The organism is Pseudomonas sp. 8209 (assembly GCF_028682105.1).
In the GTDB taxonomy this organism is placed as follows: Bacteria; Pseudomonadota; Gammaproteobacteria; order Pseudomonadales; family Pseudomonadaceae; genus Aquipseudomonas; species Aquipseudomonas palmensis.
In genome coordinates, this window is the sequence record NZ_JANIAH010000012.1 from 154,290 (window position 1) to 168,787 (window position 14,498).

General features: G+C 66.7%; 10 protein-coding genes. 8 read left to right on the forward strand and 2 right to left on the reverse strand.

Annotated features, from left to right (window positions below):
- Positions 1-36: 36 nt before the first annotated feature.
- Positions 37-864: a phosphonoacetaldehyde hydrolase gene (gene phnX / locus NP552_RS23635; protein ID WP_054915714.1), complete on the reverse strand. Its 828-nt coding sequence runs from the start codon at positions 862-864 to the stop codon at positions 37-39.
- Positions 865-913: 49 nt separating this feature from the next.
- The gene (locus NP552_RS23640; RefSeq protein ID WP_078480504.1) at positions 914-2,020 is read right to left on the reverse strand and encodes a 2-aminoethylphosphonate--pyruvate transaminase; all 1,107 of its coding nucleotides are present in this window, start codon (positions 2,018-2,020) and stop codon (positions 914-916) included.
- A gap of 112 nt (positions 2,021-2,132) precedes the next feature.
- On the opposite strand from NP552_RS23640, the gene NP552_RS23645 reads away from it, so the two are divergent.
- From NP552_RS23645 to NP552_RS23680, 8 genes are all read left to right on the forward strand, one after another.
- Entirely contained in the window at positions 2,133-2,993 is an 861-nt protein-coding gene (locus NP552_RS23645) for a LysR substrate-binding domain-containing protein (RefSeq protein ID WP_058541894.1), read from the forward strand.
- 73 nt (positions 2,994-3,066) lie between these two features.
- Positions 3,067-4,080, forward strand: coding sequence for an AraC family transcriptional regulator (locus NP552_RS23650; RefSeq protein ID WP_043859675.1), 1,014 nt, complete (start codon positions 3,067-3,069; stop codon positions 4,078-4,080).
- An 82-nt stretch (positions 4,081-4,162) separates the two neighbouring features.
- The gene (locus NP552_RS23655) at positions 4,163-8,731 is read left to right on the forward strand and encodes an NEL-type E3 ubiquitin ligase domain-containing protein (protein ID WP_274097206.1); all 4,569 of its coding nucleotides are present in this window, start codon (positions 4,163-4,165) and stop codon (positions 8,729-8,731) included.
- A 136-nt stretch (positions 8,732-8,867) separates the two neighbouring features.
- Entirely contained in the window at positions 8,868-10,520 is a 1,653-nt protein-coding gene (locus NP552_RS23660; protein ID WP_054915718.1) for an AMP-binding protein, read from the forward strand.
- A gap of 9 nt (positions 10,521-10,529) precedes the next feature.
- On the forward strand, positions 10,530-11,297 hold the full coding sequence (locus NP552_RS23665) for an SDR family NAD(P)-dependent oxidoreductase (protein ID WP_058541897.1): 768 nt from the start codon (positions 10,530-10,532) through the stop codon (positions 11,295-11,297).
- Positions 11,298-11,311: 14 nt separating this feature from the next.
- A complete protein-coding gene (locus NP552_RS23670; protein WP_058541898.1) occupies positions 11,312-12,505 on the forward strand; it encodes an acetyl-CoA C-acyltransferase in 1,194 nt (397 codons plus the stop codon).
- An 8-nt stretch (positions 12,506-12,513) separates the two neighbouring features.
- On the forward strand, positions 12,514-13,641 hold the full coding sequence (locus tag NP552_RS23675) for an acyl-CoA dehydrogenase (RefSeq protein WP_043860115.1): 1,128 nt from the start codon (positions 12,514-12,516) through the stop codon (positions 13,639-13,641).
- 14 nt (positions 13,642-13,655) lie between these two features.
- Positions 13,656-14,429 carry an enoyl-CoA hydratase gene (locus tag NP552_RS23680; RefSeq protein WP_043860114.1) on the forward strand — a complete coding sequence of 258 codons (774 nt, stop codon included), beginning with the start codon at positions 13,656-13,658 and terminating at the stop codon, positions 14,427-14,429.
- Positions 14,430-14,498: the final 69 nt, after the last annotated feature.

Consider the following 14,498-nt stretch of genomic DNA (forward strand, 5'->3'; position numbering starts at 1 on the left):
AGGAGCCGGCATTGCCGGCGAAAGCCCCAACGCGGTCTACACCCCCTGCGGCATCTCACCCTGCGCCAAACGCCGATTGATATCCTCCACCACCTGCGGCAGGTCATTGATGGTGTCGATCAGGTAGTGCGGGCGTGACCCTTCGAACAGCGCATGAATGCGCGCACGCTCGCTGGCCAGTTGCTCGGCATCCAGCGCCAGGTAGCCTTCATGGGTCAGCCCCAGCGCGTTGCCCGAGCACACCAGCGCCACGGTCCACATGCCGGCACGACGCCCTTCCAGAATGCCCGGTACGGTGTCGTCCACCTTCACGCACGCCGCCACATCGTCGATACCCAGCGCAATCACGTTGGCCAGCGCCTGGGCCGGCCACGGGCGACCGTTGGGGGTCTGGTCGGTGGCCACCACATGGTCGGCCACATAGCCATTGCGCCCGGCCAGTTCCACCACCTTGTCCATCACCACCTTCGGATAGCCTGAGCACGAACCGATCTTCAGGCCCTGCCGGCGCAGGGCGCTGATGGTCTGCAGTGCGCCGGGGATCAGCGCCGAATGGGTGGCGATCTTTTCGATCTGCAGCGGCATGAAGCGGTTGTAGAGCGCCGTCACGTCATCATCGCTCGGCACGCGGCCGAACACCGCGCGATAGCGCTCGGCAATCTGCGGCTGGTCGCACAGCGTGCGGATATGGTCCCACTTGCCCATGCCCATGGGGCCGCGGGCCTCCTCGATGGACACCTGTACATCGAATTCGGCAAAGGCCTCGACGAAGATCTGCGTGGGGGCGAACGAGCCAAAGTCGACCACGGTTCCGGCCCAGTCGAGAATGGCCGCTTGCAGTTTTGTGGGGTTGCTGTAGTTCATCATTGCGTTCCTTGTTCGGTATACCGCAGAAAAGGGGGATAAAACGGAATCAGATGTGCAGCACTTCCATTTCCCGCAGCGCATCGGCCACGGCCTGGACCGCGGCGCGCATCTCGTGGGGGCCGACGCAGCCGATGCAGCCCACGCGGAATGTCTCGACCTGGGTCAGCTTGCCGGGATAGAGGATGAACCCCTTGGCCTTGACCCGTTCGTAGAAGTCCGCGAACTGGTAGCGCGGGTCACGCGGGGCGTGGAAGGTGACGATGATCGGGGCCTGGATGGCGGCGGGCAGAAAGCTGCGCAAGCCGATGGCCGCCATGCCGTCGAGCAGGGTCTTGCAGTTGCTTGCATAGCGCTGGTGGCGCGCCGCCAGGCCGCCTTGCTCGTGGTACTGCAGCAGCGCCTCGTGCAGCGCCGCCACCACGTGGGTGGGCGGGGTGAAGCGCCACTGGCCGGTGCGGGCCATGTAGGCATGCTGGTCATGCAGGTCCAAGGCCAGCGACGGCGAGTTGCCCTCGGCGCCAGCCAGTGCGGCCTTGTCGGTGAACACGAAGCCCATGCCCGGTACGCCTTCGAGGCACTTGCCGGACGCCGCGATCAGGGCATCGAAAGGCACTTGGGCCGCGTCGATCGGCAGGGCGCCGAACGAGCTCATGGCGTCGATGATCAGGCGCTTGCCGTGCTCGGCGACGACCTGGGCGATCTGCGCCAGCGGGTTGAGGATGCCGGTACTGGTTTCGCAGTGAATCAGCGCCACGTGGGTAATGCTGGCATCGGCGCGGATCAGGCGTTGGACATCGGCGGCGGTGGTGGGCTGGTCTTCGGCGGTCTCGAAGGTGGTGAATGCGCGGCCCAGCACCTGGCAGATCCTGGCCAGGCGCTGGCCATAGGCGCCGTTGACCAGTACCAGCACCTTGCCGTCACGGGGCACCAGCGTGCCGATGGCCGCCTCCACGGCGAAGGTGCCGCTGCCTTGCAGGGGCACGCAGTGGTGGCTGGCGTGGCCATTGACGATGCTCAGCAACTGCTGGCACAGGTTGGCGGTCAAGGTGTTGAATTCGCGGTCCCATGAGCCCCAGTCGAGCATCATCGCCTGCCGCGTGCGTGCCGAGGTGGTCAGGGGGCCCGGCGTCAGCAGGACGGGGGTGTGGGTCATGGCGATGCTCCTCGCAAGCGGTGGGCTGAAACTACGGTGCCTACGTTGCAATTGCGCGCTTCATCAATCAAATTGTTTGTCGTTATGCCAACCATAAGTCAGGCCGATAGATATGAACCTGTTCCAGCTTCGCGCTTTCGATGCGGTGGCCCGCGAGGGCAGCTTTACTCGCGCGGCCGCGCGCCTGTTCATCAGCCAGCCAGCGGTTACCGGGCACATCAAGGCACTCGAGGAGCATTACCAGATCACCCTGCTGCGGCGCACTGCGCGGCGTGTGGAGCTGACCGAGGAGGGCACCCGCCTGGCCGCCATCACCCGCGCGATGTTCGGCCTGGCCGAGGAGGCGCAGGTAATGCTCGAAGCCAACCGCCAGTTGCTTACCGGGCGCCTGGAAGTTGCCGCCGACGGGCCACACCAGGTCATGCCGATGCTGGCCCAGCTGCGCGTGCGCTACCCCGGCATCACGGTCAACCTGCGCCTGGGCAATGCCCAGGAAACCCTGGCGGCGCTGCTGTCCGAGCATGCCGACGTGGCCGTGCTGACCGAGGTCGAACCGCGCAAGGGCCTGCACCTGCAGGCCCTGGGGTCGTCGCGTATCTGTGCCTTGCTGCCGGCCGGCCATCGCTGGGCCAGCCGCCCCGAGTTGCCCCTTGCCGAACTGGACCAGCAGATCATGGTGCTGCGCGAACCCGGCTCGATCACCCGGCGCACCTTCGACCAGGCCTGTGCCCGGGCCGGGGTGCAGCCACGGGTGCTGCTGGAGCTCGACAGCCGCGAAGCGGTGACCGAGGCGGTGGCCGCGCAGCTGGGGCTGGGTATCGTCTCGTCGATGGAGACCAGCCACGATCCGCGGGTGGTGGCCCGGCCCATAGAGGGGCCAGGGCTGGTCAACCAGCACATGCTCGGTTGCCTGGAGCGGCGCCGCGAGTTGCGCCTGATCCAGGCCTTTCTCGGCCTGGCGTCACCGGCATGACACGGCGTTGGCGTTTTGCCGTCGGCCCCCTAAGATGGCCGGCACACACCACCTGCAACACGAGTGAGGGTCGATGAAGGAGAAAGACACCATCTCCATGCAACTGGTGCGCGAGGCCCTGTTGCAAAGCAGCGCACCCGGCGCGGCGGCTGCGGCGTTGCTGCAGCGGGTGGGGATCGACCCGCAGCAACTGGAGCAGCCCCAGGCCCGCGTGCCGGCCAGTGCCTATGCCCGGCTGTGGCGGCTGCTGGCGCGGCGCTGCAACGACGAGTTCTTCTGCATGGACCCGCGTGGGCTGCGCAGCGGCAGCCTGGCGTTCATCTGCCGCTCGTCCATGGCCCAGCCGACCCTGGGCGCGGGCCTGGAGTGCGCGCTGGGGTTTCTGTCGCTGATGCTCGAGCACCTGCACCCGGTGCTGGTGCGCCAGCAGAGCCTGGCTGAAATCGTGATCGGCGAACCCGCCGAGGCGCCGCGCCGACCCTTCACCTATTTCACCTTCTGGATGATCGTGCATGGTGTGGCCTGCTGGCTGGCGGGTCGGCGCATTCCGATTCTGGCCATCGAATTGCGCTGCGCCGAGCCGGACTACTGCGATGACTACCGCGTGATGTTTTCACAGAACCTGCAGTTCGAGCGCCCACGCACGCGGCTGATTTTCGCTGCCGATTGCCTGGACCTGCCGCTCAGGCGCACACCCGAAGAGCTGCAGCGTTTTCTGGCCGAGGCGCCGGCCAACATTCTGGTGAAGTACCGCGACCCCACCAGCCTGGCGCGGCGGATCCGCGACGACCTGCGCCAGTTGCCCGCCAGCCAGTGGCCGGATGCCGAGGCACTGGCCCAGCAGCTGTGCCTGTCGGCCTCCACCCTGCGTCGACGCCTGGCCGAGCAGGGCCAGACCTACCAGGCCCTCAAGGACAGCGTGCGCCGCGAGCTGGCCATCGGCTGGCTGGCCGATGCGCAGGTCAGCTACGTGGAGATCGCCGAACGCCTGGGGTTTGCCGACACCAGTTCGTTCTACAAGGCCTTTCGCAAGTGGTCGGGGTGCAATCCCGGGCATTACCGCAGCCTCGTGCTGGGTTCGGGCTGAGGCCGCGAGGCAAGCCTTCCCGCTACCTTGCCGGCGGGGCTGTTCCTAGTCTGGGTGCCCACCCCTTGATGGAGCAGGCGCCATGAGCCCGACCTCGAGCACCCGCAAAACCACCGGCACCACAGACGATCCCACCATTCTCGATCAATTCATCGCCGAACGCCTGCCGGGTTGGCTGCGCACGGCATCCAGGGAACAGGCGCGCGCAGTGAGCGCTGCATTGATCCGGCATCAGGCGTCGCTTGAAGCGTTGACCGAGTTGTTCCAGCTCCTGCAGTCGCCCGACGTGTTCGCTGCGCCCCTGCTGGACAAGGCCTTGCGCGACACCCTGGGGCTGCAACTGGACACGCGTGCGGCGCACTGGAAGGAAGTGCGCCTGCGTCAGTACCGCCCGGGGCTTTCGGCCACGCCCATGCCTTATCTGGAGGCGATCGAGATCCAGAGCCCGCTGTTGCAGCGTGCCCTGCAGAACTTCAGCGAGACTGCCGGCGGCTACTGGGGATTCTTTCGCGGCACGGCGATCGTGTCTGCGGGTCAGGCACTGGGCGTCGCGCCCGAGCGGTTTGCCGGCCTGTGCCGCACGCTGGACCTGGGCCAGAAGTATCAGGCTCATCTGGACAGTGTGCTCGACCCGCCGGATGACGCACTCAAGCGCCAGCGCCATGCGCTGCTGGCCCGCGAACAGCGCGATCAGCTGGATGTGGCCGCCCAGGTCGGCTACCTGAAAAAGGACATCGACGAGGTGGCCTACCGCATGCTGCGCCAGGTGGTCGACGGGGCGAGCCAGGTGACTTACGCCGAGCACCCGGTAAGGGTGCGCAGCATCGAGGTGCTGGGGCAGCAGGTACAGGGCGCGGTCGCCTTTCTGGCCCGTGGCGAACCCCTGGAGGGGGCGATACGCTGGACCGAGGCCGGCCTGGTGCGCCAGGTGGTGGTGTTTCTGCCTGGCGATCCGCAGCGCCCGCTGCGTCAGTATCCGACCTGGTATGCCTGTGCAACCGATCTGGGCCTGGCCTTGAAATCGGCTGATTACCTGAGCTACTTCCAGAGCCTGATCAGCCTGCAGGAGCGTGCAGCTTTCGGCGCGGCCTGGCAGGCGCAGCGAGACGCGGCGCGCCCGGACCTGGAGCTGCTCGATTACCCGCTGGCCGGAGAGTTGTTCGCCAGCCTTGCGCAATGGCGTATCGCCCGGCTCAAGGCCGACGCAGCGGTGCTTGCCGTGCCTACGGCCAGGGTCGACGATGCGCTGGCCGAAGCACGTCGCGAGGCCTACCTGGCCGCAGGTGAAACCCTGCTCGGCATAGCGGCCTCGTTCGTCCCCGGGGTTGGCCAGATCATGCTGCTCAGTAGCGTCGGGCAGTTGCTGGACGAGGTCTATGAGGGCGCCGTCGACTGGAGCAAGGGCCAGCGCAAGGAGGCCCTGGCGCATCTGACCGGCGTGGCCGAAAACGTGCTGGCCAGCGTTGCAACAGGGGCGGGAGTGGCGGGCCTGGTGGCGGTGGCCAAACGTTCGGCCTTCGTCGACGGCCTCATGCCGATAGTGCGCAGCACGGGCCAATACAGGCTGTGGAACGAAGACCTGGCAAGCTACCGTCATGCCCACCCTTTGCCTGAAGCCCTGGTGCCGCGCAGCGATGGCTTGTATGAGGATGCAGGCGCGCTGTGGCTCAGGCATGAAGGGCAGACCTATCAGGTTCAGCAGCGCGATGGGCGCTGGGTTTTGGTGCACCCGCAGCGTGCCGAAGCCTACTCGCCCGGCCTGGAAACCAATGGCGAAGGCGCCTGGCGCCTGCCTGGCGAGCATGCGCTGCAGTGGGCGGGCAATGCCCTGCTGGTGCGGCGCCTGGGCCCGCTGGCCGAAGGGCTGAGCGATGCGCAGATCGACCAGGTCATGGTGATTGCCGGTATGGACGAGGCGCGTTTGCGCGGCCTGCACGTAGAGAACCGGGGCATGCCGGTTCGCCTGCGCGATACCCTGGTCCGCTTCGGTATCGATACGCGCATCTCGACATTCTTCCAGCGCCTGCACCGGCAAACCGATGCCCAGGGCCTGGACCCTGAGCTCCATGCCTTCTGCAGGGAGCATCTGCAGGGTGTCGAAGACGCGGGGCAGGACTCGGAGCTCGATCACATCTGGGAGCAGATGCCGCGCTTGCGCTTCGAACTGTTCGAGCACCTTGAGGCGGCCACGCTGACCGCTGCCGATAGCCGTGTGAGCCTGTTGCAACGTGACTTTCCCGGGCTGGCGCGACGCTATGCCCAGGCGCTGGCAGAGCAGGCCGATGCCACGCAGCGCCAGATGATGGATCAGACTCGGCGCATTCCGCTGGCGGTCGCCGAGCAGGCACGCCACACCTTGCGTGAGGCGCGATTGAGCAGGGCGCTGGAGGGGTTGTGCCTGCAGAACGTGCACAGTGACGACAGCGTGGGCCTGGCCTTCGGCTTGCTGCGACGCATGCCGGCCTGGCCCGACGGGCTGAACCTGGAGCTGCGCGAAGGTTCGTCCAGCGGGCGGGTGATCGAGCGCCAGTTGTCACTCAGCGATACCCGCCAGACCCGCGTGCTGGTGCGTCGCGACGGGCAGTTTTCGGTGTACGACACTGAAGGCTACGAGCTCGACGACGAGATCCCGGCTCCCCAGGGAATGTTCGAGGCGATTGCCTGCTGCCTGACGCGCGAGCAGCGTCGCGCCCTGGGCTGGACGCGTCATGACAGCGCGGCACAAATGCGCCAGGCCCTGGCTGCGCGGGCCCTGGCCAATCCCTCCGAGGCCGCGCAACTGATCGGACAGGCGCGCTCGGCCGGGCGCTTCAGCCCGCCCCAGCGCTTGCCCGACGGTCGCATCGGGTATCCGCTCAGTGGCCGGGGCCGTGCGACACGACGGTCCCTGGTCAGTGTGGTGCGTGTGCTGTTCCCGGGCTATGACCAACTCCAGATCGATGTGCTTCTGACCGAACTGCAGGGGGGCTCGGTTGAACCGATGACGGCACTGATGCGCCTGCTGGACCAGTACCAGCGCCTCGATGCGAGCCTGCAGCTGTGGTGTCGGGAGGTCTTTGGCCAGTCCCGCGAGTGGCGACGCCTGGTGGCCGATGAGCTGCGCCGGTGCTGGCGACGACAGACCGATCGCGTGACCAATGGGGGTGGCACGCTGATCGGCTATCGCCTGAACCTGGTGGCGATGCCGGTGGGGCATCTGCCGCCGCTGGGGGCCGGTATCGATTTTTCCCACGTGATAGACCTGAGCCTGGTGGGCATGGGGCTGACCGAGCTGTCGAACAGCTTCCTGCAACGCTTTGTCGGCGTGCGCTGGCTCAACCTGGCCAACAACCGCTTCGGGCGCATACCGCCTGCCTTGAACGGCATGAACTGGTTGCGTGAGGTGAACCTGAACCTCAACCAGATCAACCTGCGCAACACCGGGGTCAATACCCTTGCGTCCCTGCATCGGCTTGAAGTGCTGAACCTGGACAACAATCCCATCGAGATCCTGCCGAACATGGCCGGCATGTACAACTTGCGCCACGTGTGGTTGCGCAGCACGCGCCTGCAGCTGTTCCCGACCGGGTTGCTCGAATGTCCGTTTCTGGATGTGGTCGACTTGCGCGACAACCTCATCACCCAGTTGCCGGAGACGTTCTTCGTGCCCGAGTCGCTGAACATCTACCTGCTCCAGCGTAACCCCCTGCCGCAAGCCACCTGGGACCGCATCAACGATCTGCAGCAGTTGCTGCCCGTGGTGGAGGCTGCGGCCGGTGTCATGGTACGTGCCGAAACGACTGCGCAAGCCCGCGCACTATGGCTGGAGCTGGCGAACGAGGCGCAGCTGGATGTGCGCAGCCGTTACTGGGACAGCCTGATTGCAGAGCCTGGCGCCGCAGACTTCTTCCAGTTGCTGACCGAACTGACCGGGTCGGCGGATTTCCAGCATACCCGGGCCGAACTGGACCAGCGCGTGTGGCGCATGCTCGAGGCGATGGCGCAGCACACGGCGCTGCGCGAGGAACTGTTCGAGCTGGCGGCCAGCCCGACCACGTGCGTGGACAGCGTGTCGTCCACCTACAGTGCGCTCGAAGTGCGGTATTTGCTGTTTCAGACCGTGCGCGCGGACAGCCCGAACGAGCAGCAGGGCGAAGCGTTGCTCGCCTTTGCGCGGCGTCTGTTTCGTCTTGAACAGGTCGAACAGTTCGCGCGTGCCGACATCCAGGCCAGGACGCAGGGGGCGCGTGGGGTGGACGAGGTCGAGGTGAGCCTGGCCTATCGCACCCGTCTGGCCGCTGCACTGGACCTGCCCGGGCAACCGCGCAACATGCAGTTCGCCGAAGTGGCCGCCGTGGCCCCGGCACAGATACACGAGGCCCAGCGGGTCGTGCTGGCTGCCGAGCAGACCGACCAGCTGGCAACGTTCATCAGCGGCCGGGATTTCTGGCTGGCCTACCTGCGCCAGGCTCACGAAGGCGAGTTCGAGCAGGTCGAACAACCGTTCTGGGATCGACTCGAGGTGCTGGCCGCGCAACAGGGCACGCTGCAGGAAGGGGTGTACCTGACGCGAATGAACGCATTGCGCAGCGAACGCGAGGCGGCAGTGCAGGCGCTGGCATTGCGCCTGACCCAGGCGGCGCTGGAGGCTGCCGCGCCGCCTGCGGGCTAGCCCCGGGGGCTGTGCAGGCAGTGGCCAAACCAGTCATCCAGATTGACAGCTTTGGCCATTGTCGCTGCGCGCTGGTGGCGCGACTATCGTCAGATCATTCGTTCTATTCCAACAATAAGAAACGAGGAGTCTGGCAATGCGTGATTACCACGACGCGCAGCGTGCTTTCGATTACCTGCACACTGCCGATGCCGTGCTGGCGGGCAACCTGGGTGCGCTCAACGCCTGCGTCGAGTGTTGCGACCGGCACGCCGCCGAGGGCGGCGTGGCCTTGTACTGGGAGCGCCACGACGGGGCCTGCGCGCAGTACACCTTTGCCGACCTGCAGCAGCGCGCCGCACGCCTGGCCAATGTGCTCAAGGCGCAAGGCGTGGGGCCGGGCGACCGGGTGGCGGGGCTGCTGCCGCGCACCGTCGAGCTGCTGGTCACGGTGCTCGCCACCTGGCGACTGGGGGCGGTCTACCAGCCCCTGTTCACTGCCTTCGGGCCCAAGGCCATCGAGCACCGCCTGCACAGTTCCGGCGCCCGCGTGGTGGTCACCGACCGCACCAACCGCCCGAAGCTCGACGAGGTCGAGGGCTGTGCGCGGATCATTACCGTCGATGCCCAGGCCGGCAGCGGCGACCTGGATTTTCACACTGCCCTCGACGCTGCCAGCGCCGACTGCGCGCCTGTGCTGTTGTCCGGGGAGGCCCCCTTCCTGCTGATGTTCACCTCCGGCACCACCGGCCCGGCCAAGCCGCTGGAGGTGCCGTTGCGGGCCATCGTGGCGTTTCAGGGCTACATGCGCGACGCCATCGACCTGCGCCCCGAAGACAACTTCTGGAACCTGGCCGACCCCGGCTGGGCCTACGGCCTGTACTACGCCGTCACCGGGCCGCTGGCGCTGGGCCAGGCCACCACCTTCTTCGACGGCCCGTTCAGTGTCGAAAGTACCTGCCGGGTGATCGACAAGTACGCCATCACCAACCTGGCCGGGTCGCCCACGGCCTATCGCATGCTGATCGCTGCCGGCCAGGCCTTCGCCGAGCCGATCAAGGGCCGCCTGCGGGTGGTCAGCAGCGCCGGCGAACCGCTCAACCCGGAGGTGATCCGCTGGTTCGCCGAACACCTGCAGGTGCCCATCCACGATCACTATGGCCAGACCGAACTGGGCATGGTGCTGTGCAACCACCACGGCCTGCGTCACCCGGTGCACCTGGGCTCGGCCGGCTTTGCCATCCCGGGTCATCGCATCGTTGTGCTTGATGAACAGCAGCACGAACTGCCGCCCGGCCAGCCCGGCATCCTCGCGGTGGACCGCGAGCAGTCACCGCTGTGCTGGTTCGGTGGCTACCACGGGGTCCAGACCAAGGCCTTCGTCGGCAAGTACTACCTCAGCGGCGACACGGTGGAGCTGAACCAGGACGGCAGCATCAGCTTTGTCGGGCGCAGCGACGACGTGATCACCACCTCCGGGTATCGGGTCGGGCCGTTCGATGTGGAAAGCGCGCTGATCGAGCACCCGGCGGTGATCGAGGCCGCCGTGGTCGGCAAGCCGGACCCGGAGCGCACCGAACTGATCAAGGCGTTCGTGGTGCTGGCCAGCGGCGTGGAGGGCACGCCGGAGCTGGCCGAAAACCTGCGCCAGCATGTGCGCCAGCGCCTTTATGCACATGCCTACCCGCGCGAAATCGAATTTGTCGGCGAGCTGCCCAAGACCCCGAGCGGCAAGCTGCAGCGTTTCATCCTGCGCAATCAGGAAATAGCCAAACAACACACCGCGCCGGCGCCCGTCGCCAGCGCCTGAGGACCCCTTATGCAAATTGCCAACAAGAACTTCATCGTCAGCGGCGCCGCCTCCGGGCTGGGCGCCGCCACCGCCGAGATGCTGATCGGCGCCGGTGCCCAGGTGATGCTGGTGGACCTTAACGCCGAGGCCGTTGCAGCCAAGGCGCAAGCCCTGGGTGACAAGGCCCGTTTCGCCGTGGCCGACATCAGTCAGGAGGCCCCGGCCAAGGCCGCCGTGGACGCGGCCGTCAGCGCCTTTGGCAGCCTCCACGGGCTGGTCAACTGTGCCGGCATCGTCGGCGCCGAGAAGGTCCTGGGCAGGCAGGGGCCGCACGGCCTGGACAGCTTCAGCCGGGTGATCAACGTCAACCTGATCGGCAGCTTCAACCTGCTGCGCCTGGTGGCAGCGGCCATGGCCGAAGGCGGTGCCGACGCCGACGGCGAGCGCGGGGTGATCATCAATACCGCCTCCATCGCCGCCTATGACGGGCAGATCGGCCAGGCGGCCTACGCTGCCTCCAAGGGCGCGATTGCCAGCCTGACCCTGCCGGCCGCCCGCGAACTGGCGCGCTTCGGTATCCGCGTGATGACCATCGCGCCGGGCATCTTCGAAACCCCGATGATGGCCGGCATGACCCAGGAAGTACGCGACTCGCTGGCGGCCGGCGTGCCGTTCCCGCCGCGTCTGGGGCGCCCGCAGGAGTACGCGGCGCTGGCGCGTCACATCATTGAAAACAGCATGCTCAACGGCGAGGTGATCCGCCTCGACGGTGCCTTGCGCATGGCTGCCAAGTAATTCAGGAGAACCGCATGAGCATGTCCCATGATCCCATCGTAATCGTCAGCGCCGTGCGCACGCCCATGGGCGGCCTGCAGGGCGATCTCAAAAGCCTGACTGCACCGCAACTGGGCGCTGCCGCCATTCGCGCAGCCGTCGAGCGTGCGGGCGTGGCTGCCGACAGCGTCGACCAGGTGCTGTTCGGCTGCGTGCTGCCAGCCGGTCTCGGCCAGGCCCCGGCACGCCAGGCGGCCCTGGGGGCCGGCCTGGACAAGGGCACCACCTGCACCACCCTGAACAAGATGTGCGGCTCGGGCATGCAAGCCGCGATCATGGCCCATGACCTGCTGCTGGCCGGTACCGCCGAGGTGGTGGTGGCCGGCGGCATGGAGAGCATGTCCAACGCCCCGTACCTGCTGGACAAGGCGCGCAGCGGCTACCGCATGGGCCACGGCAAGGTCATCGACCACATGTTTTTCGACGGTCTGGAAGATGCCTACGACAAGGGTCGCCTGATGGGCACCTTTGCCGAGGACTGCGCCCAGGCCCAGGGCTTCAGCCGCCAGGCTCAGGACGACTTTGCGATTGCCTCGCTGACCCGTGCGCAACAGGCGATCGAGAACGGCAGCTTTGCCGCCGAGATCGTGCCGGTGGAGGTGACCGAGGGCAGGCAGACCCGCCTGGTCAGCCACGACGAACAGCCGCCCAAGGCCCGCCTGGACAAGATCGCGCAGCTCAGGCCGGCGTTTCGCGAAGGCGGTACGGTCACGGCAGCCAACTCCAGCTCGATTTCCGACGGTGCGGCGGCGCTGGTGCTGATGCGCAGGTCCCAGGCCGAGCAGCGCGGCCTCAAGCCACTGGCGGTGATCCACGGGCATGCGGCGTTCGCCGACGAGCCTGCACTGTTCCCCACCGCGCCGATCGGCGCCATCGATGCGCTGCTCAAGCGCACCGGCTGGAGCCTGGCCGAGGTCGACCTGTTCGAAATCAACGAGGCGTTCGCGGTGGTCACCCTGGCGGCGATGAAGCAGCTGGACCTGCCCCACGACAAGGTCAACATCCACGGCGGCGCCTGCGCCCTGGGCCACCCCATCGGTGCATCGGGCGCACGTATTCTGGTGACCCTGCTTGCCGCGCTGCGCCAGAAGGGCCTGCGCCGCGGCATCGCGGCCATCTGCATCGGCGGTGGCGAAGCCACGGCCATGGCTGTCGAGTGTCTGGACTGAGGTGCGCCATGCTAGTCAACGATGAACAACAGCAGATCAGCGACGCCGTTCGCCAGTTTGCCCAGGAGCGCCTGCGGCCGTTTGCCGAGCAGTGGGACCGCGAGCACCGTTTCCCACGGGAGGCTATCGAGCAGATGGCCGAGCTGGGCCTGTTCGGCATGCTGGTGCCGGAGCAGTGGGGCGGCAGCGACACCGGCTATGTCGCCTACGCCATGGCCCTGGAGGAAATCGCCGCCGGCGATGGTGCCTGCTCGACCATCATGAGCGTGCACAACTCGGTGGGCTGCGTGCCGATCCTCAAGTTCGGCAGCGAGCAGCAGAAGCAGCAGTTTCTGACGCCGCTGGCCACGGGCGCGATGCTCGGTGCCTTTGCCCTGACCGAGCCCCAGGCGGGCTCCGATGCCAGCAGCCTGAAAACCCGTGCGCGCCTCGAGGGCGATCACTATGTGCTCAACGGCTGCAAGCAGTTCATCACCTCGGGGCAGAATGCCGGCGTGGTGATCGTGTTCGCGGTGACCGACCCGGCAGCCGGCAAGCGCGGCATCAGTGCCTTTATCGTGCCCACCGACTCGCCTGGCTACCAGGTGGCGCGGGTGGAGGACAAGCTCGGCCAGCATGCCTCCGATACCTGCCAGATCGTCTTCGAGAACGTGCGTGTGCCGCTGGCCAATCGCCTGGGCGAGGAGGGCGAGGGGTACCGGATCGCCCTGGCCAACCTGGAAGGCGGGCGCATCGGTATTGCCGCGCAATCGGTGGGCATGGCGCGGGCCGCGTTCGAGGTGGCACGTGACTATGCGCGCGAACGCGAGAGCTTCGGCAAGCCCCTGATCGAACACCAGGCGGTGGCGTTTCGCCTGGCCGACATGGCCACGCGCATCGCCGTGGCCCGGCAGATGGTGCATCATGCCGCCGCCTTGCGTGATGCCGGGCGCCCGGCGCTGGTGGAAGCCTCGATGGCCAAGCTGTTTGCTTCGGAAATGGCCGAAAAGGTCTGTTCCGATGCCTTGCAGACCCTGGGCGGTTATGGCTATCTGAGCGACTTCCCGCTGGAGCGGATCTACCGTGACGTGCGGGTTTGCCAGATCTACGAAGGCACCAGCGACATTCAGCGCATGGTCATTGCGCGCAATCTTTGAAGGGAGCAGCTTGCATGAGTTTCGAAACCATTCTGTTGGACATCCGTGGCAAGGTCGGCCTGATCACCCTCAACCGGCCCCAGGCGCTCAACGCCCTCAACGCGCAGATCGTGCGCGAGCTGAACCAGGCGCTGGACCAGCTCGAAGCCGACCCGAACATCGGCTGCGTGGTGCTGACCGGTTCGGAGAAAGCCTTCGCCGCCGGTGCCGATATCAAGGAAATGGCCGAGCTGAGCTACCCGCAGATCTACATCGACGACCTGTTCAGCGACAGCGACCGCATCGCCAACCGCCGCAAGCCGATCATCGCCGCGGTGTCCGGCTTCGCCCTGGGCGGTGGCTGCGAGCTGGCACTGATGTGCGACTTCATCCTGGCCGCCGACAATGCCAAGTTCGGTCAGCCTGAAATCAACCTGGGCGTGTTGCCGGGCATGGGCGGCACCCAGCGCCTTACCCGCGCGGTGGGCAAGGCCAAGGCCATGGAGCTGTGCCTGAGCGGGCGCATGATGGGGGCCGAGGAGGCCGAGCGTGCCGGCGTGGTGGCGCGTATCGTGCCCAAGGAGCAGCTGCTCGAGGAGGCCCTCAAGGTGGCGGCACAGATCGCCAGCAAGTCGGTGCCGGTGGCGATGATGGTCAAGGAGAGCATTAACCGTGCTTTCGAGGTGAGCCTGTCCGAAGGCGTGCGCTTCGAGCGCCGGGTGTTCCATGCCGCGTTTGCCACCGAAGACCAGAAGGAAGGCATGGCGGCGTTCATCGCCAAGCGCGAGGCCCAGTTCAAGGACCGCTGAGCAACATCTACCACCTGCCCGGCAGGGCGTGACGCTGTACTGCGGCTTCTTTACTCACAAGGAAGTCGC

Coding starts and splice junctions, on each gene's coding strand:
- NP552_RS23640 (WP_078480504.1), bottom strand. CDS start 2,020: ATGACCCACACCCCCGTCCTGCTGACGCCGGGCCCCCTGACCACCTCG.
- NP552_RS23650 (WP_043859675.1), top strand. CDS start 3,067: ATGAAGGAGAAAGACACCATCTCCATGCAACTGGTGCGCGAGGCCCTG.
- phnX (WP_054915714.1), bottom strand. CDS start 864: ATGAACTACAGCAACCCCACAAAACTGCAAGCGGCCATTCTCGACTGG.
- NP552_RS23665 (WP_058541897.1), top strand. CDS start 10,530: ATGCAAATTGCCAACAAGAACTTCATCGTCAGCGGCGCCGCCTCCGGG.
- NP552_RS23680 (WP_043860114.1), top strand. CDS start 13,656: ATGAGTTTCGAAACCATTCTGTTGGACATCCGTGGCAAGGTCGGCCTG.
- NP552_RS23675 (WP_043860115.1), top strand. CDS start 12,514: ATGCTAGTCAACGATGAACAACAGCAGATCAGCGACGCCGTTCGCCAG.
- NP552_RS23660 (WP_054915718.1), top strand. CDS start 8,868: ATGCGTGATTACCACGACGCGCAGCGTGCTTTCGATTACCTGCACACT.
- NP552_RS23670 (WP_058541898.1), top strand. CDS start 11,312: ATGAGCATGTCCCATGATCCCATCGTAATCGTCAGCGCCGTGCGCACG.
- NP552_RS23645 (WP_058541894.1), top strand. CDS start 2,133: ATGAACCTGTTCCAGCTTCGCGCTTTCGATGCGGTGGCCCGCGAGGGC.
- NP552_RS23655 (WP_274097206.1), top strand. CDS start 4,163: ATGAGCCCGACCTCGAGCACCCGCAAAACCACCGGCACCACAGACGAT.